This is a genomic window from Breoghania sp. L-A4 (assembly GCF_003432385.1).
GTDB lineage: Bacteria > Pseudomonadota > Alphaproteobacteria > Rhizobiales > Stappiaceae > Breoghania.
On sequence record NZ_CP031841.1, the window covers coordinates 4,384,246 to 4,410,080 of the forward strand.

Annotated in this window: 23 protein-coding genes and 1 pseudogene; 7 read left to right on the plus strand and 17 right to left on the minus strand. The window is 63.7% G+C overall.

What is annotated here, in order from left to right:
• Positions 1 to 37: 37 nt before the first annotated feature.
• The 6 genes and pseudogenes from D1F64_RS20065 to D1F64_RS20090 all read right to left on the minus strand — a co-directional run bounded on the left by D1F64_RS20065 (position 38) and on the right by D1F64_RS20090 (position 10,181).
• Complete coding sequence (locus tag D1F64_RS20065; protein WP_117413872.1) at positions 38 to 1,366, minus strand: ABC transporter substrate-binding protein; 1,329 nt, start codon at positions 1,364 to 1,366, stop codon at positions 38 to 40.
• A gap of 126 nt (positions 1,367 to 1,492) precedes the next feature.
• Positions 1,493 to 2,571 (minus strand): annotated as a pseudogene (locus D1F64_RS20070) (branched-chain amino acid ABC transporter permease).
• A gap of 9 nt (positions 2,572 to 2,580) precedes the next feature.
• The gene (locus tag D1F64_RS20075) at positions 2,581 to 3,534 is read right to left on the minus strand and encodes a branched-chain amino acid ABC transporter permease (protein WP_117413873.1); all 954 of its coding nucleotides are present in this window, start codon (positions 3,532 to 3,534) and stop codon (positions 2,581 to 2,583) included.
• Positions 3,535 to 3,557: 23 nt separating this feature from the next.
• Complete coding sequence (locus D1F64_RS20080; protein ID WP_117413874.1) at positions 3,558 to 4,376, minus strand: ABC transporter ATP-binding protein; 819 nt, start codon at positions 4,374 to 4,376, stop codon at positions 3,558 to 3,560.
• Positions 4,373 to 6,376: an AMP-binding protein gene (locus D1F64_RS20085; RefSeq protein ID WP_117413875.1), complete on the minus strand. Its 2,004-nt coding sequence runs from the start codon at positions 6,374 to 6,376 to the stop codon at positions 4,373 to 4,375. The genes D1F64_RS20080 and D1F64_RS20085 overlap by 4 nt, the downstream gene beginning before the upstream one ends.
• A 337-nt stretch (positions 6,377 to 6,713) precedes the next feature.
• Positions 6,714 to 10,181 (minus strand): indolepyruvate ferredoxin oxidoreductase family protein, encoded by a 3,468-nt coding sequence (locus tag D1F64_RS20090; RefSeq protein ID WP_117413876.1) that lies wholly within the window; start codon positions 10,179 to 10,181, stop codon positions 6,714 to 6,716.
• 272 nt (positions 10,182 to 10,453) lie between these two features.
• Here D1F64_RS20090 and D1F64_RS23595 point away from each other — a divergent pair, with 272 nt between their 5' ends.
• Positions 10,454 to 10,630 carry a hypothetical protein gene (locus tag D1F64_RS23595; RefSeq protein WP_162901202.1) on the plus strand — a complete coding sequence of 59 codons (177 nt, stop codon included), beginning with the start codon at positions 10,454 to 10,456 and terminating at the stop codon, positions 10,628 to 10,630.
• A gap of 61 nt (positions 10,631 to 10,691) precedes the next feature.
• On the opposite strand, the gene D1F64_RS20095 is transcribed toward D1F64_RS23595, so the two are convergent.
• From D1F64_RS20095 to D1F64_RS20120, 8 genes are all read right to left on the minus strand, one after another.
• Positions 10,692 to 11,012, minus strand: a complete 321-nt coding sequence (locus D1F64_RS20095; RefSeq protein ID WP_117413877.1) for a TRAP transporter large permease subunit — start codon at positions 11,010 to 11,012, stop codon at positions 10,692 to 10,694.
• 777 nt (positions 11,013 to 11,789) lie between these two features.
• Positions 11,790 to 13,379: a TRAP transporter large permease subunit gene (locus tag D1F64_RS20100; protein ID WP_117414738.1), complete on the minus strand. Its 1,590-nt coding sequence runs from the start codon at positions 13,377 to 13,379 to the stop codon at positions 11,790 to 11,792.
• A gap of 142 nt (positions 13,380 to 13,521) precedes the next feature.
• The gene (locus tag D1F64_RS20105; RefSeq protein WP_248304523.1) at positions 13,522 to 13,929 is read right to left on the minus strand and encodes a TRAP transporter small permease subunit; all 408 of its coding nucleotides are present in this window, start codon (positions 13,927 to 13,929) and stop codon (positions 13,522 to 13,524) included.
• Between the two features lie 98 nt (positions 13,930 to 14,027).
• A complete protein-coding gene (locus tag D1F64_RS25555) occupies positions 14,028 to 14,213 on the minus strand; it encodes a hypothetical protein (RefSeq protein WP_205470551.1) in 186 nt (61 codons plus the stop codon).
• Positions 14,214 to 14,215: 2 nt separating this feature from the next.
• Positions 14,216 to 16,690 carry a TRAP transporter large permease subunit gene (locus D1F64_RS20110; protein ID WP_205470552.1) on the minus strand — a complete coding sequence of 825 codons (2,475 nt, stop codon included), beginning with the start codon at positions 16,688 to 16,690 and terminating at the stop codon, positions 14,216 to 14,218.
• 21 nt (positions 16,691 to 16,711) lie between these two features.
• On the minus strand, positions 16,712 to 16,840 hold the full coding sequence (locus D1F64_RS25220) for a hypothetical protein (protein ID WP_256372881.1): 129 nt from the start codon (positions 16,838 to 16,840) through the stop codon (positions 16,712 to 16,714).
• Complete coding sequence (locus D1F64_RS20115) at positions 16,840 to 17,658, minus strand: hypothetical protein (protein WP_205470553.1); 819 nt, start codon at positions 17,656 to 17,658, stop codon at positions 16,840 to 16,842. Before D1F64_RS20115 ends, D1F64_RS25220 begins: the two co-directional genes overlap by 1 nt.
• Before the next feature lie 367 nt (positions 17,659 to 18,025).
• A complete protein-coding gene (locus tag D1F64_RS20120; protein ID WP_117413878.1) occupies positions 18,026 to 19,126 on the minus strand; it encodes a TRAP transporter substrate-binding protein in 1,101 nt (366 codons plus the stop codon).
• A 288-nt stretch (positions 19,127 to 19,414) separates the two neighbouring features.
• Between D1F64_RS20120 and D1F64_RS20125 the strand changes: the two genes are divergently transcribed.
• Positions 19,415 to 20,185: a gamma-glutamyl-gamma-aminobutyrate hydrolase family protein gene (locus D1F64_RS20125; RefSeq protein ID WP_117413879.1), complete on the plus strand. Its 771-nt coding sequence runs from the start codon at positions 19,415 to 19,417 to the stop codon at positions 20,183 to 20,185.
• Between the two features lie 57 nt (positions 20,186 to 20,242).
• On the opposite strand, the gene D1F64_RS20130 is transcribed toward D1F64_RS20125, so the two are convergent.
• Positions 20,243 to 21,106 (minus strand): dienelactone hydrolase family protein, encoded by an 864-nt coding sequence (locus tag D1F64_RS20130; RefSeq protein ID WP_117413880.1) that lies wholly within the window; start codon positions 21,104 to 21,106, stop codon positions 20,243 to 20,245.
• 184 nt (positions 21,107 to 21,290) lie between these two features.
• Here D1F64_RS20130 and nthA point away from each other — a divergent pair, with 184 nt between their 5' ends.
• From nthA to D1F64_RS20145, 3 genes are read left to right on the plus strand one after another with little or no spacing between them, the layout of a single operon-like run.
• Entirely contained in the window at positions 21,291 to 21,971 is a 681-nt protein-coding gene (nthA, locus tag D1F64_RS20135) for a nitrile hydratase subunit alpha (RefSeq protein WP_117413881.1), read from the plus strand.
• On the plus strand, positions 21,968 to 22,627 hold the full coding sequence (nthB, locus tag D1F64_RS20140) for a nitrile hydratase subunit beta (RefSeq protein WP_117413882.1): 660 nt from the start codon (positions 21,968 to 21,970) through the stop codon (positions 22,625 to 22,627). Before nthA ends, nthB begins: the two co-directional genes overlap by 4 nt.
• Positions 22,614 to 22,988 (plus strand): nitrile hydratase accessory protein, encoded by a 375-nt coding sequence (locus D1F64_RS20145; protein ID WP_205470554.1) that lies wholly within the window; start codon positions 22,614 to 22,616, stop codon positions 22,986 to 22,988. The genes nthB and D1F64_RS20145 overlap by 14 nt, the downstream gene beginning before the upstream one ends.
• Here D1F64_RS20145 and D1F64_RS20150 read toward each other — a convergent pair.
• The gene (locus tag D1F64_RS20150; RefSeq protein WP_248304524.1) at positions 22,985 to 24,046 is read right to left on the minus strand and encodes a nickel/cobalt transporter; all 1,062 of its coding nucleotides are present in this window, start codon (positions 24,044 to 24,046) and stop codon (positions 22,985 to 22,987) included. The genes D1F64_RS20145 and D1F64_RS20150 overlap by 4 nt on opposite strands.
• Positions 24,043 to 25,152 (minus strand): DUF1007 family protein, encoded by a 1,110-nt coding sequence (locus tag D1F64_RS20155; RefSeq protein WP_162901674.1) that lies wholly within the window; start codon positions 25,150 to 25,152, stop codon positions 24,043 to 24,045. The genes D1F64_RS20150 and D1F64_RS20155 overlap by 4 nt, the downstream gene beginning before the upstream one ends.
• A gap of 198 nt (positions 25,153 to 25,350) precedes the next feature.
• Between D1F64_RS20155 and D1F64_RS23600 the strand changes: the two genes are divergently transcribed.
• Positions 25,351 to 25,497, plus strand: coding sequence for a hypothetical protein (locus D1F64_RS23600; RefSeq protein ID WP_162901675.1), 147 nt, complete (start codon positions 25,351 to 25,353; stop codon positions 25,495 to 25,497).
• Between the two features lie 121 nt (positions 25,498 to 25,618).
• Positions 25,619 to 25,783 carry a DUF3309 family protein gene (locus tag D1F64_RS20160; protein ID WP_117413885.1) on the plus strand — a complete coding sequence of 55 codons (165 nt, stop codon included), beginning with the start codon at positions 25,619 to 25,621 and terminating at the stop codon, positions 25,781 to 25,783.
• Positions 25,784 to 25,835 lie beyond the last annotated feature (52 nt).

The window sequence follows — 25,835 nt, forward strand, 5'->3', positions numbered from 1 at the left end:
CAAGAGCCGCCCGCGATCCGGAGTCGTCATGCGCGGCTTATTCGCCGGCGCAGGGCACTTCGCGCTCCGGCCACGGAGCATTCGAGGCAACATATTCATCCGCCGCCGCCTTCAACAGCGGCGCTACGACATCGGTCATCGGCTCGAACCAGTCGGACGCCTTCTTCCAGTCCTTGCCGTCCCACTCAATGATGTAGACCGGCGCGTGGCCGTTGTGGTCCTCGCACGACAGCTTGAACGGGTGCATGAAGTCTTCCATGCCCATCTCTGCGATCCGCGCCTCATCGATGTCGAGCGCCTCCAGGCCCGCGCGCATGTCCTCGGCGGAAATGACCGTCTTGCCGGTCAGCATCTGCGCCGAACGAATGCCCTCGGCGACCAGCATCGCATTGTAGACGCCGCGGTTGTAGAGGTTGTCGGCGAACTTCTCCGGCTCGACCTGGCTGTTTCCAGCGTCGACGACGTACTTCTTGATGTCCTGGATGACACCGTAGTCCTTGCCCACGCCGTTGAAGTTCAGCGTGCGATAGCCCTTGGCGGCTTCGCCGCCGGCGCCCGCGTCGTCGTTGCCGCCCGACCACCACACACCATAGAAGTTCTCCATGTTGTAGCGGATCTTGGTGGCTTCCTTGACGGCGGTGGGGTTCATCGCGCCCCAGCCCCACATGATCATGTAGTCCGGCCGGTCACGGCGCACATTGAGCCATTGCGACGACTGGTTCTGCATTTCCTTGCCCGCCACCGGGTACTGGACCAGCTCAAAACTGTATTTCTTGGCGAGATCCTCCAGCAGCGGGATCGGCTCGCGGCCGTAACCGGCGTCGAGGAAGATGTAGCCGATCTTCTTGCCGCCGAGCTTGTCGAGTCCGCCTTCCCGGCGGCCGATGTCCTTGATGATCGCCGAAGCGCCGTCCCAGTAGGTGTCCGGTGCGTTGAAGATCCAAGGGAAGATCTTGCCTTCCGCCGCCGCCGACAGGCCGTAGGCCATGGACAGCACCGGGATCTTGTCGTTCGACGCCTTCGGAATGACCTGCAGCGTGATGCCGGTGGAATACGGATTGATCACGATCGGGTTCTTGGCCTTCACGGTCTCGTAGCACTCCACGCCCTTTTGCGTGTTGTAGCCCGTCTCGCATTCCTCGACGTCGAGCATCACGCCGCCGACGCCGCCGTCTCGGGCGTTGAGCATGGCGAAATAGTCTTCCATGCCGTTGGCGATCGGAATGCCCGAACCGGCGTAGGGGCCCGTACGGTAGGTGAACAGCGGGATGTAGATCGAGTCGGCCGCCTGCGCGGGTACGGTCGCCAGGATGCCGCCGGCCAACGCCAGCGCGGCCAGGCCCGAGGCCATATAGCTGTGTTTCATATCTTCCTCCCTGTTCCGGCGCCTCACGACGCCGGACGAAAAGCCGTTAGCCGTTGCCCCGGACCGGCTCCCAATGCCCGGCGGCTTGTTCCGGACGCCTTGTGCCGGCGTCCTTTTTGATGAGCCTCAACCGTAGGGGAACGGCCAGACCCGCAGTTTTTCCTTCGCCAGACGCCACAGCCTGGCGAGGCCATGCGGTTCGGCGATCAGGAAGAAGATGATCAATCCTCCGATGATCATCGACGTCAGGTGCTCGACGGTTTCCGCCCCCACCTCAAGGCCCAGTGACGGCAGCACGCTGCGCAACAGAACCGGCAGGACCCAGATGAACGCCGCCCCCATGAACGATCCGATCAGAGAGCCGAGCCCCCCGAGGATGGTCATGAACAGCACCTGGAACGACAACGAGATGGCGAAGGCCGAGGGCTCCGCCGCGCCAAGCCAGAAGAACACCATCATGGCGCCCGCGACCCCGCACAGATACGAGGAAACGGCGAAGGCGGAGAGCTTTGCCGTCAGCGGCCGAACACCGATCAGCTCGGCGGCGATATCCATGTCGCGGATCATCATCCACTCGCGGCCGATACGGCCCCGGATGACATTCGAGACCAGCCAGGTCAGCACAACGACAATGCCCAGCGCGAAGAAATACTGCGTCAGCGGCGCCGCCGCCGCGCCCGTCACGATGGTGCCGAACATTTCCCGCTGCGGCACCTCGATGGCGCCCGAGGCGTTGTAATTGTAAAGCCACGGAATGCGGATGAAGCACCATTCGAGGAAGAACTGCGCCGCCAGCGTGGTCACCGCCAGATACAGCCCCTTGATGCGCAGGCTGGGCAGGCCGAACAGGACGCCGACGGCGGCGGAAAACAGCCCCGAGGCGAGCAGCACCACGATCAGATTGGCCTCTGGAAAGATCGAGGTCAGCTTGTAGGCCGAATACGCCCCCACCCCATGAAGGCGCCCGTTCCCAGCGAAAGCTGGCCGGCATAGCCGGTGAGCACATTGAGGCCGATCGTGGCGAGCGCGAAGACCAGGAACGGAGTCATGATCGAGGTCAGGAAGAAATCGTTGCCCAGGAGCGGCACGACGACGAACGCGACCGCGAAGACGATCGCCAGACCGATGCGGTCCTGACGCAGCGGGAAAAGCGCCTGATCGCTTTCGTATGTGGTCTTGAATTGTCCAGCTTCACGATACAGCATGCCGCGCCCCTATACCCGCTCGATGATGCGTTCGCCGAACAGGCCCTGCGGCCTGAACAGCAGAAACAGAAGGGCGATGATGTAGGCCAGCCAGGATTCGATCCCGCCGCCGACCAGAGGTCCCCAGTAGATTTCGCCGATCTTTTCGCCAAAGCCGATGATCAGGCCTCCGATGATCGCGCCCGGGATCGAGGTGAATCCGCCCAGAATCAAGACCGGCAGCGCCTTGAAGGCGATGATTTCCAGCGCGAACGACACGTCCGAACGCGCGCCCCACATGATGCCGGTCGCCAGCGCGACGATGCCGGCGGCGAACCACACGATGGCCCAGATCTGGTTGAGCGAGATGCCCACCGAAAGCGCCGCCTGGTGGTCGTCAGCCACGGCCCTGAGCGCCCGGCCGATGCGTGTCTTGTTGAAGAACAAAGCCAGCGCGGCGACCATCAGCACCGCGATCACCGCCGCGGCGATGTCGATGTGCTGCAGGATCACCAGCCCGCGCTCGCCCACGTTGAACGCGGTGGAGCCGGTCGGCAGACCGAGCTCCTCGGCGATCATCTGCTTCGGCTCGCCGCCGAAGACGAACTCTCCGAAGCCGACGAGGAAATAGGTCAGCCCGATGGTCGCCATCAGCAGGATGATGTCCGGCTGGTTGACCAGCGGCCGCATCACCACCCGCTCGACCGTATAGGCGAGGATCCCCATCACCCCGATGGTCAGCGCCAGCGCCAGATAGGCGGGCACGCCCTTTTCGTGCAGCCCGACGAGCGTCAGCCCGGCGAACACCACCATGATGCCCTGGGCGAAATTGAAGACGCCGGAGGCCTTGAAGATCAGCACGAACCCGAGCGCGATCAGCGCATAGAGGATTCCGGCGACGAAGCCTTCCCACAGCACCTGCAGCAAAAAGTCCGGCTGCTCCACCATCTGCATGAAGGGATCGATGAAAACGTCGTAAAGCATGAAAACTCAACCCTTCGGGACTGCTAGTGCGGAACGCCGAGATAGGCGTCGATGACGTCCTGATTGGCTTGCACTTCCTGCGGCGTGCCGTCCGCGATCTTCTTGCCGTAATCGAGGACCACCACCCGGTCCGACAGGTCCATCACCACGCCCATGTCGTGCTCGATCAGAGCGATGGTGGTGCCGAACTGGCTGTTCACATCGAGAACGAAGCGGCTCATGTCCTCTTTCTCCTCGAGGTTCATGCCGGCCATCGGTTCGTCAAGCAGCAGAAGCTCCGGCTCCATCGCCAGCGCCCGGCCAAGCTCCACGCGCTTTTGCAGCCCGTATGGCAAGCGGCCGACGGGCACCCGGCGGATGTGCTGGATCTCGAGAAACTCGATGATTTCCTCCACCCGGTGGCGGTGCGCGATTTCCTCGTTGCGCGCCGGGCCGTAGTAGAACAACTGCCACAAAAAGTTACGGTGCATCTGCAAGGTGCGGCCGGACATGATGTTATCCAGCGTCGTCATGCCCTTGAACAGCGCCACGTTCTGGAACGTCCGGGCGATGCCCTGGCTTGCCGCCTCATAGGGCTTCATCTTGCGCCGCTCGCGGCCGCGCCAGGTGATGGTGCCTTCCTGCGGATGATAGAAACCGTTGATGACATTGAGCATCGACGTCTTGCCGGCGCCGTTGGGGCCGATGATGGCGCGCACCTCGCCCTTTTCGATGTTGAACGAGATGTCAGTGATCGCCTTCACGCCGCCGAAGGACAACGAGACATTGTCGACACTCAGAAGCACCTCGCGCTTGGGCACGGCATCCGCGCCTGTCTGGACCGGGTTGACGAACACCGTCATTCCGCCGCCTCCTTGAGAGTGTCGCCACCGGTTGCCGGATAGATCGTCATGTCACGGATCTCCACGTTGGCCTCGATCGATCCGGTGCGGCCATCCTCATACGTCACTTCCGTCACCACGTGCTTCTCCAGCGACCCGTCGTAGAGCGCCTCGATCAGCGGCGCATAGCGCTCGACGATGAAGGTGCGGCGGACCTTCTGCGTCCGGGTGAGTTCGCCGTCGTCCGCGTCCAGTTCCTTGTGCAGCACCAGGAAACGATGGATCTGCGAGCCGGCCATCATCGGCTCGGACGCCAGGTCGCGGTTCACCTGGTCGACGTGGCCCTGGATCATCTCGTAGATCTGCGGGTTGGCGGCCAGTTCCTGGTAGCTGGCGTAGCTGACATTGTTGCGTTCCGCCCAACTGCCTACCGACGTCAGATCGATGTTGATGAACACGCAGACCATGTCGCGGCCGTCACCAAAGGCCACGGCCTCCTTGATGTTGGGGAAGAATTTGAGCTTGTTCTCGATGTATTTCGGCGCGAACAGCGCGCCCGATGTCAGCTTGCCCACGTCCTTCGCCCGGTCGATGATCTTCAGGTGTCCGTAATCGGTGAAGAAGCCCGCGTCGCCCGTGTGAACCCAGCCGTCATCGGTCTTGGTGGACCGGGTCGCCTCGTCGTTCTTGTAATAGGCAACGAAGGTCCCGGGGCTGCGGTAGAGTACCTCGCCACTCTCCGCGATCTTGATTTCCACATCCGGCGCCGGCATGCCGACGGTATCGGCATGGATCTCGCCGTCCGGCTGCATCGTGATGTAGACGCTGGCCTCCGTCTGGCCGTAGAGCTGCTTCAGGTTCAGGCCCAGCGAGCGGTAGAAGCGGAAGATCTCCGGCCCGATCGCCTCACCGGCGGTGTAGCCGACTTTCAGCCGGGTAAAACCCATGCGGTTCTTCAAAGGGCCGTAGACCAGCCACTCGCCCAGCTGGTAGAGGATCCGCTCGCTAAACGCCACGCTTTCGCCATTGAGGATCTTCTCTCCCGAGCGCCGCGCCACGCCCATGAAGTAGTCGAACATCTTCTTCTTGAGCCGGCCGGCGTCCTCCATCCGCACCATGATCAGGGTGAGCAGACCCTCGAACACTCTTGGCGGGGCGAAAAAATATGTCGGCCCGATCTCGCGCCGGTCGTCGAAAACCGTCTCCATGTTTTCGGGGCAGTTGACGCAATAGCCGGCCGTGTAGCTTTGCGCGAGCGAGAACACGTGGTCGCCGATCCAGGCGAGCGGCAGATAGGCGAGTGTTTCCTCCTCCTCGCCGAGCGAATCGAAACGGTTGCCGTTGACCGCGGACAGGATCAGATTGTCGAAGGACAACATCACGCCCTTGGGCCGGCCGGTGGTGCCAGATGTATACAGAATGACCGAGATATCAGACCCCGATGCCTTCTCGACGCCAGCGCGCCATGCCGCTTCGGTGGCGGGATCAGCCGCCATCGCCTCGCGGCCGCGCCGCTGAAGATCTTCGAAACTGTGCAGATGGGTGGGGTCGTAATCGCGCATGCCGCGCGTCTCGTCGTAGATGATCTCGTCGAGAATCGGCAGTTGATCGGCGATCGACAGCAGCTTGTCGGCCTGCTCCTGGTCCTCGACCACCGCGAAACGCGCCTCGGCGTGCTCCAGCACGTAGGCCATTTCCTCAGCCACCGAGTCCGCGTAGACCGGCACTGGAACGGCGCCCAGCGCCTGCACGGCCACCATCGACCAGTAAAGCCTTGGCCGGTTGGCGCCGATGATCGCGACCTTGTCGCCCCACGTCAGACCCAGCGCCGCCAGCCCTATCGAGGCCGTCTTCACTTCCTCCAGCACATCCGCCCAGGTCCAGACCTGCCAGATCCCGAGGTCCTTCTCGCGAATGGCCGGGCGTTCGCCTCGAGTTTGCGCGTTGTGCAGCAGCAGCTTGGGAAATGTGTCGCCGCCTATAGCGCCACGTGTGGCTGCGGTTGGGGCCGCTTCCGCCATGCGTTTCCTCACCATGATCCCCGCGGAAGGTTTTTATCCGGGTGCGGGTTTTTGTTTCTTAGTTTGTTATGGTGAAACTAAATCCGACCGGGCGACCAATATCAAGCCCGTCGAAGTTTCATTTCGCAAATTTATCGGCGTCCGAACACAGGAACGTCGTACCGCACTGCGATATCGCAGTGCGGCATTACTTCTTTTCGACAAAACAATAAGAAAGGTCCACAACGGCAATTCCGCATGCGACTGTCCCGCAGTGCGGAATACACCGCGAAAGGAGCGCCGCGCAGACACACGCCGACGCCGCGCTCGGGCTAGAAATGCCGGTGATCGCGACGGTCTATTCCGCCGCCTCGCGGACCCCGGATGCCGTGCGGAAGGCCTGCAGCAAGGCCGCCCGGTCCGACGCACTGCGCTTGACCGCCTGCTCGCGCACATGGCCGTAACCGCGGATACGCGCCGGCCAGGCCGCGAGCAGGGCCGCTTCTTTCCTGTTGCCGGCGTTCAGCGCTCCGGCGATCTCGTCGACCACGGCCATGTAATCCGCCATCAGAGCCTTCTCCATGCGCCGTTCCCCGGTGCGCGCGAAGGGATCCGCCCATGAGCCCCGCAGGCCGCGGCACGCGGCGAGCCAGCCAAACGCCCGCATCATCCACGGCCCGAAAACCTGCTTCTTCAGCTTGCCGGTCTCCGGATCCCGCTTGGCCATGATCGGTGGCGCGAGATGGAACTCGAGTTTCTTCCAATCCTCGAACTGGGTTTTCAGTTGACGCTGGAACGAGCCGTCGCTGAACAGGCGCGCGACCTCATACTCGTCCTTGATGGCCATCAGCTTGAACAGATTGCGCGCCACGGTCTCCGCCAGCTCTGTCGAACCCGGCGCGACACGTTCTTCCGCCGCGCGCACCAGGGCGACCCGGCTCGAGAAATCCTGCGCATAGGATGCGTTCTGGTAGTCGACGAGGAACGCCGTGCGGCGCGCGATCACTTCTTCGAGGCTTTCGCTCGGCCGGCGATGCTCAAGATCCGCCGCGGACACGGCGCGCCCCGCCTCGACGCTGTCCGGATTGGCGGCCGCCTTGCGGCCCCAGCGGAACGCATCGCGATTCATGGCGACCGCCACGCCGTTGAGCTCGATCGCCTGTTCGATGGTCTCGGCGGCGAGCGGCACGGCGCCCAACTGCCAGGCGTAGCCCAGCATGAACATGTTGGCGGCGATGCTGTCGCCCATCAGGCCGGTGGCGATCTTCGTCGCCTCGATGAACCGGCTGCGCCCCACGCGCCCGCGCGCCTCGATCTCCTTGATCAGCCGGCGGGACGGCAGCGTGAAATCGGCGTCGCGGGTGAAGTCGCCGGGATAGGTCTCATGCGTGTTGACGACGATGGTCGAGCGCATCGGATCGGCCGCCGCCAGCACCTTGGCCGAACCCGCAACCACCATGTCGCAGCCAAGCACCAGATCCGCGGCACCTGCCGCGATGCGGATGCTGGAGATATCCTCCGGCCGCTCGGCGATGCGGATATGGCTGGTCACGGCACCGCCCTTCTGGGCGAGCCCCGCCATGTCGATGATGCCGATACCCTTGCCTTCCAGATGCGCCGCCATACCCAGCACCGCACCGATGGTCACCACGCCCGTGCCGCCGACGCCTGTCAGCAGGATGTTGTAGACGCCATCGAGTTCCGGCAACTCCGGCGCCACCAGCCCGGAAACGTCCGCGCCCTCGCCGACGCCCGCCGATTTTTTCAAAGTGCCGCCGTGCACCGTGACGAAGCTCGGGCAGAAGCCGTTGAGGCAGGAGAAATCCTTGTTGCAGCTCGACTGGTCGATCTGCCGCTTGCGGCCGAACTCCGTCTCCATCGGCTGGATCGCGACGCAGTTGGACTGCACGCCGCAATCGCCGCAGCCCTCGCAGACCTGTTCGTTGATGACCACCCGCTTGTCGGGATCGGGGAATGTGCCCCGTTTGCGCCGGCGGCGTTTCTCCGCGGCGCAGGTCTGGTCGTAGATCAGCACCGAGAGCCCGGGAACTTTCGCCAGTTCCTTCTCCACCGGGATCAGCTCGCTGCGGTGATGGATCGTCGTGCCCTCGGGCCAGACCGTCCCGGCGGCATATTTGTCCGGCTCATCGGAGACGATCACCACCCGATTGGCGCCTTCGGCGGCGACCTGGGCTGCGATCTGCGGCACGGACAGACCGCCGTCATGGGCCTGGCCGCCGGTCATCGCCACGGCGTCGTTGAACAGGATCTTGTAGGTGACGTTGACCTTCGAGGCGGCGGCGGCGCGCACCGCCAGATATCCGGAGTGATTGTAGGTGCCGTCGCCGAGGTTCTGAAACACGTGATCGCGCGTGGAGAACGGCGCCTCGCCGACCCAGTTGGCGCCCTCGCCGCCCATCTGGGTGTAGCCCTCGGTGTTGCGGTCCATGAACTGCGCCATGTAGTGGCAGCCGATCCCGGCGTAAGCGCGCGATCCTTCCGGGATCACCGTCGAGGAATTGTGCGGACACCCGGCGCAGAAATAGGGCGAGCGTATCGCCACGTCCTCTGTCGCGCGCAACGTGGCTTGCGCCTCGCGCAGCGCCCCGATGCGGCCCTGCAACGCCTCGTTGGGGGCGAATTGCGTGACCCGCTCGCCGATCGCCACCGCGATGTCGTTGGCGTCCAGCGCGCCCTTGGAGGGGAACAGCCATTGGCCCTCCTCATCGCGCTTGCCGACGATCACCGGCGCATTCGCGGTCCGATACAGGATCTCGCGGGCCTGGCTCTCGATCAGCGAGCGCTTTTCCTCCACCACGATGATCAGATCGAGCCCTTGCGCGAACCGCTTGAAACCCTGCGGCTCCAGAGGCCAGGAACAGCCGATCTTGTAGAGGCGCAACCCGAGATCCGCCGCCTTGACCTCGTCGATGCCGAGGCTGTCGAGCGCCTGCTGCACATCGAGCCAGCTCTTGCCGGTCGAGGCGATGCCGACGCGCGCATTGCGGCCTCCCGTATGCACAAGCTGGTCCAGCGCGTTCGCCGCCAGATAGGCCATGGCGGCGGGCAGCTTGAGCTCGTGCAGCCGCGCTTCCTGTGTCAGCGGATGATCGCTGACCCGAATATGCGGGCCGCCTTCGGGAAAGGCGAAGTCCGGCAGCACCGGCATGACGCGATTGAGCGAGCCGTCGATCGAGGCGGTCGACTCGACGTTATCCTTGACGCACTTGAGCCCGGCCCAGATGCCGGCATAGCGCGACAGCGCCCAGCCGTGCAGGCCGAAATCGAGCATCTCCTGCACGCCGGCTGGATTGAGCACCGGCATCATCGCATCGACAAAGGCGAATTCCGACTGATGCGCGGTGGTCGAGCTCTCGCAGGTATGATCATCGCCCATCAAGGCCAGCACCCCGCCGTGCGGGGAGGTTCCCGCCAGATTGGCGTGCCGGAACGCATCGCCCGAGCGGTCGACGCCCGGCCCCTTGCCGTACCAGATGCCGAACACGCCATCCACCCGGCCCTCGCCGCGCATCGCCACCTGCTGGGTGCCCCACAGCGCGGTGGCCGCAAGGTCTTCGTTGATCGCCGGCTGGAAGTGGATGTCGGCCGGCTCGAGCACGCCCCTGGCGCGCGCGAACTGCTGATCGAGACCGCCCAGCGGAGAGCCGCGATAGCCGGTGACATAGCCGCCCGTATTCAGCCCCGCCGCCTGATCGCGCGCCTTCTGCATCAACGTCAGACGCACCAGCGCCTGCGTTCCGGACACGAAAACCCGATCGGTGGCGAGGTCGAATTTATCATCAAGGCGAACGGGCTTCAGCGGCATTGGTCCTCCAGCGGGGTCCAGAGCCGGACCCGATGTTGCGTGAAAAGCGGCCGGCACAGGCCAATCGGCGCCGCCACATGATGGTGCACCAGCTTGGCGAGGCCACGGCACCGGGTCAATGGCTTTATGCCGCGGTGTTTTTTTGCCCGCAGGGAGCGTCCGTGGAACCACTGGCGGTTCCCGCCGTTGTCTGAATGTCACTGGACAGTCTGGGAGCGTTCCGGGCTAAGGTATTTCGGCCCGCAGCACGTGGGCATTTTGGGGGAACTGACATGCGACTGAGAGTTCAAGCGCCGACACAACTTGTGTTCATAATCTCACTGGTTCTGGCCGTGATCGGCATTCTCGCCGCCGTCACGACCGTGATCGTCCTGCCGATCGCACCGTTCTGGTGGGTCGCCGTCGCCTACGTCATCCTGGCGCTCGGCTGCACGATCCGCGGATTGTAGAACGCCCGCACTTGCGGCAGCCGCGCGGCTCTTGTTGCCCGCGCGGCTGCCGTCACGGCGCCTACCCGTAGATCACGCCCGGCAGCCACGTCGCCAGGTGCGGTGCGAACCACAGCAGCAGCAGCACAAGCAGCTGAATGCCCACAAACGGCACGATGCCGCGATAGATGTCGCTGGTGCGCACGCTGTCGGGTGCGAAATTGCCAGCGTCCAGCTGCGCTCTGCGATAGGCGTTGGATAGCTGATCCCTGAGGATCACCAACACGATTGATGGCGGAATGATCTGCCCTAGGGTTCCCGAGGCAGCGATCACTCCGCTGGCAAGCCTCGGGCTATAGCCATGCTTAAGCGTGGTCGGAAGCGACATCAGCCCCATGGTCATCGCCGTCACCCCCGACAATCCCGGTGGAGGCCGCCAGGAGAGCACCGACGACTGTCACCGAGATCGCCAACCCGACGCCAAGTCGCGCGCCTTCTACATCAAGGTCAGACGCACCAGATCCTGCGTTCCGGACACGAAAACCCGATCGGTATCCAGGTCGTATTTGTCCGTGAGCTGAACGTTCGTCAACGCCATTGCGCGTCTCTCCCAAACCGCAATCGAAAGTGTATTCCTCCACCGAATCCGCATCTTAACCCCTTCACGGCGGCAGTCGACAAGGACCGGACAACAAACTCTTGATTCGGTAAGCAGCATACCGCCGCCAAGGCCGATGAACGAGCTGCCAGTTATCCGCGATATCGCCCGTCGGGTCTTCGGCCACGCAATCTTGCGTGGCAACACATGCGGCAGAACGGCGTAGGTCTATGGCAATCCTCGGAACTATATCGTACCTATTGATCCATGAAGACCAATGCTCCCGAGGCGTTCAAATTGTCGTTCAAGGACCGGAAGGCCTCTATACAATTCGCTTCAGGCCTATTGAGGACCGGGACGGTATCGCTGACGTTGTCATCAGCGGAATACATATGCAATGGCCGGTTGAGATCATTTACCGAGAGGGAAATGGCGAACTCGTGTTGGCCGGAATGACGACTGGCACCGGGGCCGTTTGGCAGGATCAATTCTGGTTTGAACTTCGGCCTCAAAGCGTTCCACCAATAATCCGGTACTGGGGCAACCGTGTCATATGGCGTGAAGATCGCGCTTAATTCATTCCTACCCGTAGATCACGCCCGGCAGCCACGTCGCCAGGCGTGGTGCGAACCACAGCAGCAGCAGCACAAGCAGCTGAATGCCCACAAACGGCACGATGCCGCGATAGATGTCGCTGGTGCGCACGCTGTCGGGCGCCACGCCGCGCAGGTAGAACAGCGCGAAGCCGAAGGGTGGCGTCAGGAACGACGTCTGCAGGTTCACCGCCATCATCACCGCCAGCCACACAGGGCTCATCAGCGTGCCGTCCGGCATCGGCATCTTGAGCAGAACCGGTGCGACCAGCGGCACGACGACGAAAGTGATCTCGAGGAAATCGAGAAAAAAACCCAGCACGAACATCGCCGCCATCACCGCGAGCACGGCGCCCAGGGTGCCACCGGGAAGATCCGACAGCATCGCGTGCACCAGTTCCTCGCCGCCAAGATCGCGGAACACCAAGGAGAAGATGCTCGCGCCGATCACAATCGCGAAGATCATCGCCGTGATCCGCGCCGTGGCGTGGACCACCGGCGCCAGCACATCGGCACGCCAGACGCGCCGCAAGGCCACGAAAAGCCCCCAGGCGATGACAGCGCACAACACCACTGCCATGACAATGCCGCCCATGTCGGCGAAGGGGATGGCGTCGCGCGCGACCCGCAGATCCATCAGCGTCGTCAGCGCCAGCAGGCAGACGGCCGCAAGCCCGGAAAGCACCACGGGCATCGTCGACCACAGCGATCGCGCCGTCCCGTCGCTGCGCAGGGACGCCAGCAACAAGGCGCCGACCGCACCGACGGAGGCCGCCTCGGTGGGCGTCGCGATGCCTCCGAGGATCGAGCCGAGCACCGCGACGATCAGCATAACGGGCGGCACGAGCGAGCGAGCGGCGCGACCCGCGCCAAATGACACCACCCGCGGCAAGGCCGGCGCATCCTGCGGCCGCAGGACTGCGACTGTGGCGAGATAGGCGATGTAGAGGCACACGAGCAACAGTCCCGGGATCAGAGCGGCGGCGAAGAGATCTCCCACCGACACGCTGTCGGGCGCGAAATTGCCTGCGTCCAGCTGCGCCCTGCGATAGGCATTGGACAGCTGATCCCCGAGGATCACCAGCACGATCGACGGCGGAATGATCTGCCCCAAAGTTCCCGATGCCGCGATCGCTCCGCTGGCAAGCCGCGGGCTGTAGCCGTGCTTGAGCATGGTCGGCAGCGACATCAATCCCATGGTCACCACCGTCGCGCCAACGATCCCGGTGGAGGCGGCGAGCAGCGCGCCGACGAGTGTCACGGAGATCGCCAGCCCGCCGCGGCGCCCCCCGAACAGCCCCGCCATCGCCTCCAGCAGATCCTCGGCAACCTTGGAGCGTTCCAGCATCACGCCCATGAAGACGAACAGGGGGACGGCGATGAGCACCTCATTGGTCATCACCCCGAAGATGCGCGACGGCAGCGCGCCGAGCGAGAGCTGGGCGCCGAAGAGCCATCCGATCAGCGCGAAGGCCAGCGCCGTGCCGGCCAGTGTGAAGGCCACCGGAAAGCCCGCCATCAGCGCCGCGCACAGGACCGCGAACATCGCGATGTCGAGACTGGTAAGGATCAGATCCATGGCGATCACCGGAGACCCTTGCGGGAAGGATCGGTGAAGCGCTCAAGCGCCAGCGGGTCACCGCGGAGGGCCAAAACGGCCCGCACGGCCAGCGCCAACCCCTGCAGCGCCATCAGCACCGCAAAAACCGGGATCACCGTCTTCAGCAGAAAGACCCCTGGATGCCGGACGTCTCGCGCGAGCCTTCCAGAACGCTCCAGGAGCGCGCCACATAGGGCACCGAGACCACGAGGATCACCGCGCACATGGGCAGCAGAAAAATCAGCGCTCCCAGAACGTCGACCAGCGCGCGGACGCGGGCGCCCGCCTCACGGTGAAAGATGTCGACACGGACGTGGGCGTCCACCGCAAGGGCATAGGCACCCGCGAGCATGAGGGTCGCGCCATGCAGATAAAGGACGCTTTCCTGCATGCAGATCGAGCCCAGCCCGAAGACGTAGCGCAGCAGCACGACCGCGAACTGGACGAGCACCATGCCCAGCACGCACCACGCCACCGTCCTGCCGACGGCGATGCTCAGCCTGTCGATGCATTCGGCCAATCCGCGCATTCAAGCCTCATGGTTGCGGGCCACTGCGTGCCTCAAATGGAAACGGCGCCTGACGGGATCCGCCAGGCGCCGCCTGTTTCATATCATGCGTGAGCGGATCAGAAGCTCAGCGACACGTCGCGATGCCCGGAACTGCAGCTTGCGACGTAAAGCGCCTGCTCGCGCGGCAGCACCGGCAAGCTGCGCAAGCCGATGGTGTCGCGGATCGCGGCGTCATAGGCCTCCAGGTCCGGCAACAAGGACGTCTGCGCCTGACGCCGCCAGGCGAGATCGGCCCGCAGCACGTTCAACGCTTCCCGAGTTCCGCCCGAGCCTTTTCGGGATCCGGCGTCTTGGAGCGCATGGCCTTGCGAACCTCGTTGATGACCTTGCGGACATCGCCCGCGCCCTCGACATCACCGACGAGTCCGCGCACGCGTTCCGTCTCCTCGACGAAGGCGGCTGCATCCAGGCTCGAAAGCTTGGTCTGCAGGCCTGTGATCTCGGCCTCCAGCGTGGCCAGCTTGTCCGCGTCGCGGATCACTGCAAGCACTTCCTGCAACGGCTCGAACGCATCATCGGTCGCCCGGCGATACACAATCCGCGCCTTGTCCTCTGCCTGCTGAATCTTGGCGAAGGCCTTGTGGCGGGCGTCCCAGTCGTCGGGGATCTGCGCGATCAGCGCATCGTGCTTTTCGGTCAGATCCGCGATCCGTTCCTCGGCGCGCTCGCCGCGGCTTTCGGAATAGATCCCACCCGGACCCGACCGGTTGACGATCACCTGAAGCTCCTCGATGCGTTCCTCTATCCGCAGGGCGTCACGCTCCAGTGCACGCACCAGACCATGCAGCGGCCGATAGGCCGGCGCCGCCTGCTCCACCGCACGGGCGTTTGCCTGGATCTCCTCCATCAGCGGCATGACCTTGGCGGCATCCTCGAAGCTCGCCGCCAGGTCCTTGCGCAGATCCGCCGGCAGGATCGACAGATCCAGCCGTGACACGGTATCGATCGCGTTGGATATTGCGGCGCCGTTTTTCGCGAACTGATCGGCCGAGTAGCTCTCCAGGCAGTACTGCAGTCGCGGGTTCTTCGGCGGCGGCGCCGTCTCGGAAAGCAGCGACACCCGGTTGGGCAGGTAGTTCACCAGCGCGGGATTGAGACCGACAACGCACAGTGCGATCAACTGCAAGCAGATGAAGGCGATGACGCCCTTGTAGATGTCGATCGTGCGCACGATTTTCGGCGCCACACCACGCAGGTAGAACAGCGCAAAGCCGAAGGGCGGCGTCAGGAACGACGTCTGGATATTCAGACCGATCATCACGCCCAGCCACACGGCGGTGACATTGGCGCCCGGATCCGCCAGCAGGATCGGCGCCACGATCGGCACCACCACCACGGCAATCTCGATGAAATCGAGGAAGAAGCCCAGAACGAAGATCACCAGCATGACGATCGTGAACTGCATCCAGAAGCCGCCGGGAAGCGACAGCAGGAAGTCCTTCACCAGCTCCTCGCCGCCGAACGCACGGAAGGCCGACGTCAGCATGGCCGCGCCGATCAGGATGATGAACACCAGCGACGAGGTCTTGGCGGTCTCCACCATGACACCGCGCAGCGTGTCCTCGAACTTCAGTGTCCGCCAGCCGCTCCAGACCAGCGCGATCAGCAACATCGATACGGCGATCCCCGCGAGGATCGCCATGGTGACGTCTTCGGACGTATTGATGCGTTTGATGTTGACGGAATGGAAGCTCAGCACCACCGCAATGGTGAGCAACGCCAGGATGGCTATCATCGCCGGCCGGTAAGCGCCCGGCGTGCCTTCGCGCAGGCGATACCCCGCCATGATCATGGCGCCCGCGGCGCCGATCGCACCGGCCTGATTGACCGTGGCGATGCCCATCACGATCGAGCCCAGCACCAGGAAAATCAGGGCCAGCGGCGGGACGAGGGTGACGACCACCTTGATCAGAAAGTTGCGGTCCAGTTTTTCGGTCTGCTTGACCGCCGGCGCGGAGCTCGGCTTCAGAATCGCGAACCCGAGAATGAACAGCATGTAAAGGGCAACGAGCAGCAGGCCCGGAATGAACGCCCCGAGAAACATTTCGCCGGCGCTGGTCGAGGTCACCGCGAAATCCGACGGCATCGAGATTTCGCCGGTCGAGGCCTTGTACAGCGTCTGGCGCAGTGTGCCGGCCTGATCGACGGCGCTGGCCAACTGGTCGGCGAGAATGATCAGCACGATGGACGGCGGAATGATCTGCCCCAATGTGCCCGAGGCGGCAATCGTGCCCGTGGCCAACGGCACGGAATAGTTTGACCGCAGCATGGCGGGCAGCGAGATCAGGCCCATGGCCACGACCGTGGCCCCGACGATGCCGGTGGTTGCCGCGAGCAGCGCGCCGACGAAGACCACCGAGATGCCAAGTCCGCCCGGTACGGGTCCGAACAGCTGCGCCATGGTGACGAGCAGATCCTCGGCGATCTTGGACCGCTGAAGCATGATGCCCATGAAGACGAACAGCGGAATGGCGATCAGCGTATCGCGCTCGGCTTCCCAATAGATGCCGCGGAAGTTCGTGACACCGGCCGACAGCCACTGGCTGGGCCCGCCCTGGGCAAAATAGGCATCGATGCTGCCGGAGAACAGGTAGCCCGAGCCCGCGGCGAGCGCGATGGTGACGATGGCCGCGCCGGGAAGCGCGAAGGCAACGGGAAAGCCCGAGCCAAGGGCCGTCGCCATCAACACGACGAGGAGGGCGAGAAAAAAGAGTTCCATGGAGATGTGTCTCGTTTCGGCCTATTGCACGGCGTGGACGTCGTGGTCGCGACCGCCCGGCTCATCGCGGATATCGGCAACCGCATCGAGGAAATAGCTGACGAACTGGATCATCATGGAGATTGCGAAGATCCCCAGGAAGCCGGCCATCAGATATTTGACATAAAGGCCGAAGCCGGCCTGCGTCGTCTCGAAGGACAGCAACGGCGAATTGATGATGTTCGATTTTCCGCCCATGCCGACGACCAGGATGACCCAGCACAGGGCAACGCCGAAAACGATCGACCCGAAGGCATTGACCTTGCCTTTGGTCCGTCTGTGGAACCCGGCGTAGAACACGTCAACGCGCACATGCCCTCCTCCAGCAGCGTATAGGCGCTGGCGAACAGGAACAGCGCGGCGTACCAGAAGCGCACCAGATCCGCCATGAAGGCCTGCTCGTAGGAGAAGATGAAGCGGCCAAGCACGATCAGCAGTTCTGCCCCCACGACCAGCAGCGCCAGCCAGGGAAAGCCGAGCGTGCGGGTGACGGCGGCAAGCCCGATGGACAATGCGATCAGCGGCATGTGAATGTAGGTTCCGCGCCAATGCGAACGACCGAGGTCCCCCGCGATGGCGTGGCCAACAAGCCCGTCCAGCAGGCCTTCGACGCGCAGGAAGGAAATCACCATATCGGCCAGGCCGACCAGCAGCACGGCCCAGAAGGCGGCCCGGATCAGAAAGGCATTGATGTCGGAGATGCGTTGGCTGTCCTGCCGCAATGTCACGCCGCGATGCGTGAAGACGTAGAACATGGCGAGCCCCGCTCCGGCACCGTAGAGCGCGAGTTGCACCCACGACAACAGCGGCGCGCCGCCGTTCAACACGGGGGCCACTCCGGGGAGATCCTGCCAGTAGTTGAGATAATTATTGATCAGGAAGACGGCCAGGACCGCCAACACCGTCCAACCGAACAGACGAACTATCATTGTCTTCGCATCCGACCCGGCGGGTGAACGCGTCCAGAGCATGCCGGTCGCAGGAACGATGACCCGGCGCGAGAGGCCGGGTCTTGTGCAGGCGGAGCGCGGTCCTTGTTTTTTCGGACCTTGCCGCTGATCACTTCCGTGCGTGCCTCGAACCTAAACCCCTTTTGGCAGGGTCCCCTCGAAAGGTTCGGAGCCTTCGGATTCCACCGGACTGCCGTACTCTGCAAGGCGGATCGTTGCCTATCGCCAGCAGACAGGTCCGGACGAACCCTCAACCTTCAAATTGGATGCGTGTCCCGCAATCAGTACTCATCATGTGAACGGGACGGAGCCTGTGGCTCCGTCCCGTCATTCGTTTGAGAAGCAATCAGACCGTGATGCCGAGCACCCGGTTGCGCTGCTCGGTATAGCCGGTGTCAGCCAGCAGCATCCAGCGGCCGATTTCCGAACGGGACTTGGCAAAGCTCTCGTGGGTCCGCTTGGCCAGATCGCTGTGTGCGACAACTTCTTCGAACACCGATTCCGACGCTTCACCGAAGCTGTCGTAAATCTCGTCGGAGAACTTCTTCAGTTCCACGCCGTGCTCGTTGATCAGCTTGTCGAGATAAATACCATTGTTGGCATTGGTCTCGGCCATCTGCACGGCGTTTTCTTCCATGCAGGCTGCCTTGATGATCTGCTGATCGGTCTTCGACAGCTTCATCAGCCAGGACTTGTTGCAGCCGAACGCGAGCTGCGAGCCCGGCTCATGCATGCCCGGATAGTAGTAGTACTTCGCGGCTTCGTAGAACTTCATGAAGTAGTCGTTCCACGGACCGACCCACTCGGTGGCGTCGATGGCGCCAGAGACGAGATTTTCGTAGATCTGGCCGCCCGGCAAGGACACCGGAGACGCGCCCAGCTTGGCCATGACGTCGCCGCCGAGCCCCGGAATACGCATCTTCAGACCCTTGAGGTCGTCAGCCGTTTCGATTTCCTTGTTGAACCAGCCGCCCATCTGCACGCCGGTGTTGCCGGCCGCGAAGTTCTGCAGCCCAAAGCCGTCAGCCAGTTCGTCCCACAGCTCCTGACCGCCGCCGAACTTGATCCACGCATCCATCTCGGCGTAGGTCAGGCCGAACGGAACAGACGTGAAATAGGCCCAGGCCGGGTGCTTGCCCTTCCAGTAGTAGTCGGCGCCGATGTATGCCTGAGCGTTGCCCGAAGCGACTTCATCGAAGCTGTCGAATGCGCCAACACGCTCGCCCGCGGCGAAATACTGGACGTTCAGACGGCCCTCGGTCAGTTCGCCAATCCGCGCCGCGAGACGCTGGGCGCTGATGCCGAGACCGGGGAAATCGCGCGGCCAGGTCGACACGATGACCATGTCGGTGGTCGACTGGGCGATGGCCGGCGCGGCAAGCGCGCCCGTGGCGGCAACCGCACCTGCGCCGATGCCTGCATTTTTCAGAAAAGAACGACGATCCATGAATGCTTCCTCCCGAAAGTGTACACATTGAACTCAAGCTCGAAGGTGACCAGCTCCCTTCCGATCACCCTGCAAGACTCCTTTTCCAGAGTCGTGGATCTGATATAAAGCGCATGTATCCGCGGCTTACAAGTGAAACCCGTTCACCGTGGACAAAAGTTTGTACCACTTGGAAAATCCGGCCATGCGCCCGCCTCCCAGCGCGCGCGCTGGCCAATGACCCGGAAATCCCCCGGCCGCCGCCCAGGCCCATGGCCCCGCAAGCGGCCGCGAGAGACAGGAAGCCACATGCCCACACCGCTCGTTCTCGTCAGTGCCGATGTCCGGGAAACGGATGGCTACGAATGGCACGCGGCCCCGTCCACCTACCTTTTGGCGGTCCTGAAAGGGTCCGAGGCGATTCCGGTGATTCTCCCCTCGCTGGGGCCGGAGATCCCGCTCGACGACATTCTCGATCGCGTGGACGGGGTGCTGCTGACCGGCGCGCGCTCCAACGTCAATCCCGAGCTCTACGGCGAGGTCGCGACGGAGGAGAACGGCCCCTACGACCCCAAGCGCGACGCGACCACTCTGCCGCTCATCCGCCGCACGATCGAACGCGGCGTGCCCTTGCTGGCGATCTGTCGCGGCATGCAGGAACTCAACGTGGCGCTGGGCGGAACGCTCGTGACCGAGATCCAGACACTGCCGGGCAAGCGCGACCACCGCGCGCCGCCCTCCGACAATCAGGCAACCCGGTTCGGGCTGGCGCACACGATCACGCCGGAACCGGGAAGCTGCATCGCTGCGATTCTCGGCACCGGGCCCGTGCATGTGAACTCGCTGCATCGCCAGGCGGTCGGCACGCTGGGGCAGGCCCTGACCGTGGACGCCCTGGCCGAGGACGGCACGGTGGAGGCCATGCGCCCAACCGGCGCCAAGGGCTTTGCCCTGGCCACTCAATGGCACCCGGAATATTGGATCGCCAGCGACGACACCTCGCAGAAACTATTCAGGGCATTCGGCGACGCCATGCGCGAGCGCATGAACGCGCGTGAACGAAGCGAGGCCGCAGAATAGATCTCCCCGCGTCTCCAGGACAAGGCATGACGCCTTGCCCTGGCCTGGCCGCTTGCGTCAGGTGAGGGTCTCCTTGAAGAACGCCACCGTGCGTTGCCAGGCGAGATCGGCGGCGGCCTTGTCGTAGCGCGCGGCGTTGGTGTCGTTGTTGAAGGCATGGTTCACACCCTCGTAGACGTGGATCGTCGCCTGCTTGCCCTCGGCTTTCAGCGCCGCCTCGTAGTCCGCGATGCCGGCGTTGATGCGCTCGTCAAGCCCGGCGTAATGCAGCAGCAGCGGCGCGTTGATCCACGCCACCTGCGAGGCATCGGGCTGGCGGCCGTAATAGGCGACACCCGCATCCAGTTCGGGCACGCGAACCGCGAGCTGGTTCACCATGCCGCCGCCCCAACAGAAACCCACAGCGCCCACCTTGCCCGTGCTCTGCGGATGGTCTTCGAGCGCCGGCACGGCCGCGGCGAGTTGCGCCGTGGCGGCTTCCCCGTCCAACGCCCGGATCATGTCGCGCGCCTTGTCCGAATCCTCCGGCGTGCCGCCCAGCGGCGACAGGATATCGGGGGCCAGAACGAGAAAGCCCTCAACCGCCAGCCGCCGCGCCACGTCCTTCATATGCGGATTGAGCCCTCGGTTCTCGTGAATGACGACGATGGCCGGCAGTTTCCCGTCGCCCTTCGGTCGCGCCAGATAGCCGGAAACGGTGACTCCTTCGGCCTCGTATTCCAGCGTGCCGATGTCGAGCCGCGCGTCATCTTCGGCCACCATCGCCGCGCGCGCGTAGTCGTTCTGCAGCAGCGGCAGCAAAGCTGCCGCTGCTGCAGTGCTGCCGGCGATCCGGCTCAGCCGGTCCATGAACGCCCGCCGGCTCATCGTGCCATGGGTGAACCGGTCGTAAAGATTGATTACGTCCTGAGAAATCGGCATGACAGTCTCCCGTGTCGCTATCGCATGAACACCCGCCCGCCCCCGCGGCCAAGGCAAGACGGATTGTTCTCGCGGCCAGCCTCCGCTAGCGTATTTTCACAAACAAGATGCCGCGCCTGACGGTGTGCGCACAGCCTCCGATCGATCACAACTGCGGGATCGACGAGCACTCGAGAGAGCCGACATGAGCGATCACCAACACAACGATCACGAGAATCACCACCACGCGCACGGGCACTCCCATGATCACGATCATTCGGAGCTCTCTGAGACGGAGTTGCGGGTACGCGCGCTGGAATCGATTCTGGTCGAGAAGGGCTATGTCGATCCGGCCGCGCTCGACGCGTTGATCGAGACCTACGAGACCCGCGTCGGCCCGCGCAACGGCGCGCATGTGGTGGCCAAGGCGTGGAGCGACCCGGCGTTCCGCGACTGGCTGCTCAGGGATGCGACGGCGGCGATTCATTCGCTCGGTTATATCGGCCGGCAGGGCGAACACATGGTGGCCCTGGAAAACACCCCGCAGCTGCACAACGTGGTCGTCTGCACCCTGTGCTCCTGCTACCCGTGGCCGGTGCTGGGTCTGCCGCCGGTGTGGTACAAATCCGCGCCCTACCGCTCGCGGGTCGTGCGCGATCCGCGCGGCGTTCTCGCCGAATTCGGCACCACTCTGCCGGAGACGACCGGCATCCGGGTTTGGGATTCAACCGCCGAGGTGCGCTATCTGGTGATTCCCATGCGGCCCGAAGGCACCGAGGGATGGAACGAGGAGCGGCTCGCCGCCCTGGTCAACCGCGACAGCATGATCGGAACGACCTTGGCGACATCGCCCAACGAGCTCGCCGCTGCGGGAGATCCGTCATGAACGGCGCGCAGGACATGGGCGGCCAGATGGGGTTCGGACCCGTGGCGCCCGAAGCGGATGAGCCGCTGTTTCACGCCGCCTGGGAGCGGCGCGTTCTGGCGCTGACGCTTGCCATGGGCGCCACAGGCCAATGGAACATCGACGCCTCGCGCCATGCGCGCGAAAGCATCCCGCCAGCCGACTATCTGTCGAAGAGCTACTACGAGATCTGGCTCGCGGGGATGGAAAAACTGCTGGCCGAACGCGATCTGGTGTCACCTGAGGAGCTCGACGCGGGCAAGGCGCTGACGCCTCCGCGCGAACTGTCTCGAATCCTCAAAGCCGAGGACGTCGCGGCCACGCTCGCCAAGGGCGGTCCGGCGGATCGTCCGGTGGACAGGGAGGCGCTGTTTGGCCCCGGCGACGCGGTCCGCACCAGGATCATGCATCCGGTCGGCCACACCCGTCTGCCGCGCTACGCGCGCGGCGCCCCCGGCGTCATTGAGCGCGTGCACGGCGCGCATGTCTTTCCCGACACCAACGCCCATGGCCTGGGCGAGAATCCCCAATGGCTCTATTCGGTCGCCTTCAAGGGCACAGACATCTGGGGTCCGGACAGCGATCCCGGCCTCAGCCTGCGCCTCGATTTGTGGGAGCCCTATCTTGAACGTACTTGACCGCACCGCCCTCGAAGCGATCCCATCGATCCCGCGCGACGCGGATGGCCCGGTGTTCGCCGAACCCTGGCAGGCCAAGGCCTTCGCTATGGCGCTACGCCTGCACGAGCAGGGCGTCTTCACCTGGAGCGAGTGGGCCGAGACCCTGTCCGCGACCATCGCGCACGCGCAAGCCGGCGGCGATCCCGACGCCGGCAACACCTACTATCTGCACTGGCTGAAGGCGCTGGAAACCATCGTCACGGCCAAGGGCGTCAGCGACCCCGCCACCCTTGAGGATCGCCGCAACGCCTGGGACCGTGCCGCCAAGGCCACCCCGCACGGACAACCGATCGAACTCGGCGCGGAGAAGCGGGGTTAGTCCCAGCCCAGCGCCGCGATCAGCAGGATCAGCCCCAGCAGCAGCACGACCACCGCGCCGAGGATCTCGATCGTCCGGTGGACGGTGACCGCGAGCCCGCTGCCCTCGCCGGCGAACCGCATCGCCAGCCCCTTGGCGCCCACGGCGAGACTGGCAAGGGCCGCGACCGTCAGTCCGGTGCCCAGCGCCATGGCGAAGGTCGCGGCGATGCCGGCGGCGAGCAGGCCTTGCGAAAGCGCGAATACCAGCACGATCAGCGCGCCGGAGCACGGCCGCAAGCCCACCGCAAGAACAACCGACCACGCCTTGGCCAGCGTCATCTCGCCCTGCAGCATCGTTGGGTCCGGCGCATGGGAATGGCCGCAGCTCGAGCAGACCTCTCCAGGCCCGTGATCATGCGCATGCTCATGATTATGCCCGTTAGCGTGAACGTGATCATGCCCGTGCGCATGACCGGCCGCGGCGGGCACGAACTGCAAAACGGACGCACGCGCCCATATCGGCCGCAACACCTTGCCCCACACCAGCCAAGCGCCCAGTGCGGTGATCATCGCGTAGGAGCCGATCTCGAAAATCTCGGTGGTCCTGGTGATGGCGATCGAGGTCATGTTGAGGATGATGGCGGCGATGCCGATCAGCACGACGGCGGTGACGCCCTGCGCCATGGCGGCGGCGAACGACAGCACCACGGCCTTTTTCACCGTCTCTTCGCTGGCCAGAATGTAGGACGAGATCACCGCCTTGCCGTGCCCGGGACCCGCGGCATGGAACACGCCATAGGCGAACGACAGACCACCGAGCAGCCAGAACGCGCGGCCATCGGTCTTGAGCAGCGCCAGCGTCGCCGTCAGCTCCCGGTAAAACGCCGCCTGCTTGGCCGCCACGTAGGCGAAGAACCCGGCCAGCGGCCCGCCTGCGCCCATGGACGAAGAGGCATCGGGCAAGCCCACGCCAAGCGGCGAGCGCGCCGCGACTGCCGGATCGGCTGCACAGACAATAATAGCCAATGCCAGCACGACGACGCCAGCCACGGCCACACGAAAGTCATGAGGCGTCACGGACATCTCACCACGGCATTGTTGGACAGGGTTTCCGTCACCGCCTGGAATTCCTTGGGCAACTCGCGTACGTCCTGCGGGATCTGCGCCAGCATCGCCGCGGTCGCGGGATCCGGCGCCTCGGCGCGCGCGGTCTCCAGCTTGCAGCCCGCGGCCGCATCGACGAGCACGAAGGGATCGGTCTCAGTCATCTCGAACGCGATGAAATACTCAGGGTCGAAGACCGCGAGTTCGCTGCGCTGCTTTGATGCCGCCAGCGGCTTTTCGAGCGGCAACGTGTAGAACAGCGTCAGACGGCCGTCGGAGAAATCGAGCCAGTATTCCTCGGGCTCGGAAAACTTGGCCTGCGCCGCACCCACGTCGAGATACGTGAAGAACTCGTAGTCCTTCAGCGACTCCATGTTGATCTTGGCCAGCGGCGCAAGCTCGTCTTGGGACAGCTTGCCGTCGCCGTCGGTGTCCAGCCCCTGGATCGCAAAGGATGTGAACGCCGCGTCAAAACGCCAGATATGGCGCACCGCGACCACCTCGACCTTGTCGTTGAAGACAATTTCCGAGCGCGCCTCCACGAACACATGCGGATGCGCCCAGGCGGGCGAACCGATTGCGAAAAGCAGGCTGGCCACGACGGCCATTCGAGAGAAAAACGTGGGCAAGGGCTTCATGGCCTCAAGATCGCCAACACCGTGGCATGGCGCAACCGAATTGTCGGCAGCGTCCACCCGTGCCGCGCGAAGACGGCGAAAGCGTGGCCGAGGCGAAGCGCACGGACTACGCCCCTTCGCCGCACCGCCCTTCGTGTGCCGCTCGGAATCGGCGCGGTCATGGTCGAAACCGGTCGCGATGCCACTCGCCGTCTTTTGCGCGATCGCCATTTCAATGCGACTTATGCCGCGCCCCTGCGACAAAGCCCGTCGCACGATCCGGCATCTGCCCGGCGGAGTCGTCGCCGGCCTGAAACGGCCCGCCAACCGCACATGAGCAACAATAATACGCGGTGAATGCCCGACCGCATCGCGCCAGAAGCGAAAGTATATGGGACGCAGGTTATCGGCCCGTAGCCGCCGTTGCGTCGTTTGATGCCAGATATCGGCTCCTGACGTCAAAACGTCATCTGATAGTTGGGCTTGATTTCAATCAATGGAATTTGCCGCGGATCATCTAAATAATATCAAGAATTGAAAAGCAGTGCATCGAATTTCTGCACCGAAACAGCCGAACGAGGGCGGGATACTGGCCGGACGTATGGCAGTTTCGTCTGAGGAATGCTCGTGTATGCGAACCGAAATGGGAACTGTCCAAATATGAATCGCAACGTTCTCTACCTCGCTATCGGCGCGCTCGCTGTCGCCACCTTGGTCTTGGGATATTATTTTTACCAGGAGCGCCAGAAGACGAGCAGCATCGAGATAAACGTCGGCAAAGGCGGGATTTCAGTCGAGACCAAGTAATACGGCTTTCCCGGATGACGGCGTCGATACCTCCACATCCGGAAATGCCCAGCGGGAGCCTCGCAGCCGGAATGCAAAGAGGCCTGATATTTCAATCAGATACAATGGTAGGAGATAGATTGTGTCACTCGGAACCATCCTCATTATCATCCTTGTCATTTTCTTGCTTGGCGGCTTCAGTGGTCGCTTCGGCGGCTATGGTTATGGCTTCGGTCATGGCGGCGTCGGTGTCATCGGCATCATCCTGATCATCCTCGTGGTCCTCGTACTGCTTGGGCGGATCTGATCTGACGGATTGATGTCGAACAAGTCGTCTTTGTCAGCATACCGAGAACCAT

Coding starts and splice junctions, on each gene's coding strand:
- D1F64_RS20115 (WP_205470553.1), bottom strand. CDS start 17,658: ATGATAGTTCGTCTGTTCGGTTGGACGGTGTTGGCGGTCCTGGCCGTC.
- D1F64_RS20100 (WP_117414738.1), bottom strand. CDS start 13,379: ATGGATCTGATCCTTACCAGTCTCGACATCGCGATGTTCGCGGTCCTG.
- nthA (WP_117413881.1), top strand. CDS start 21,291: ATGAGCGATCACCAACACAACGATCACGAGAATCACCACCACGCGCAC.
- D1F64_RS23600 (WP_162901675.1), top strand. CDS start 25,351: ATGAATCGCAACGTTCTCTACCTCGCTATCGGCGCGCTCGCTGTCGCC.
- D1F64_RS20110 (WP_205470552.1), bottom strand. CDS start 16,690: ATGGAACTCTTTTTTCTCGCCCTCCTCGTCGTGTTGATGGCGACGGCC.
- D1F64_RS20095 (WP_117413877.1), bottom strand. CDS start 11,012: ATGACCATGGGGCTGATGTCGCTTCCGACCACGCTTAAGCATGGCTAT.
- D1F64_RS20125 (WP_117413879.1), top strand. CDS start 19,415: ATGCCCACACCGCTCGTTCTCGTCAGTGCCGATGTCCGGGAAACGGAT.
- D1F64_RS25220 (WP_256372881.1), bottom strand. CDS start 16,840: ATGGCCGGCTTCCTGGGGATCTTCGCAATCTCCATGATGATCCAGTTC.
- D1F64_RS20075 (WP_117413873.1), bottom strand. CDS start 3,534: ATGCTTTACGACGTTTTCATCGATCCCTTCATGCAGATGGTGGAGCAG.
- D1F64_RS20120 (WP_117413878.1), bottom strand. CDS start 19,126: ATGGATCGTCGTTCTTTTCTGAAAAATGCAGGCATCGGCGCAGGTGCG.
- D1F64_RS20130 (WP_117413880.1), bottom strand. CDS start 21,106: ATGCCGATTTCTCAGGACGTAATCAATCTTTACGACCGGTTCACCCAT.
- D1F64_RS20105 (WP_248304523.1), bottom strand. CDS start 13,929: ATGCGCGGATTGGCCGAATGCATCGACAGGCTGAGCATCGCCGTCGGC.
- D1F64_RS20065 (WP_117413872.1), bottom strand. CDS start 1,366: ATGAAACACAGCTATATGGCCTCGGGCCTGGCCGCGCTGGCGTTGGCC.
- D1F64_RS20090 (WP_117413876.1), bottom strand. CDS start 10,181: ATGCCGCTGAAGCCCGTTCGCCTTGATGATAAATTCGACCTCGCCACC.
- D1F64_RS23595 (WP_162901202.1), top strand. CDS start 10,454: ATGCGACTGAGAGTTCAAGCGCCGACACAACTTGTGTTCATAATCTCA.
- D1F64_RS20080 (WP_117413874.1), bottom strand. CDS start 4,376: ATGACGGTGTTCGTCAACCCGGTCCAGACAGGCGCGGATGCCGTGCCC.
- D1F64_RS20085 (WP_117413875.1), bottom strand. CDS start 6,376: ATGGCGGAAGCGGCCCCAACCGCAGCCACACGTGGCGCTATAGGCGGC.
- nthB (WP_117413882.1), top strand. CDS start 21,968: ATGAACGGCGCGCAGGACATGGGCGGCCAGATGGGGTTCGGACCCGTG.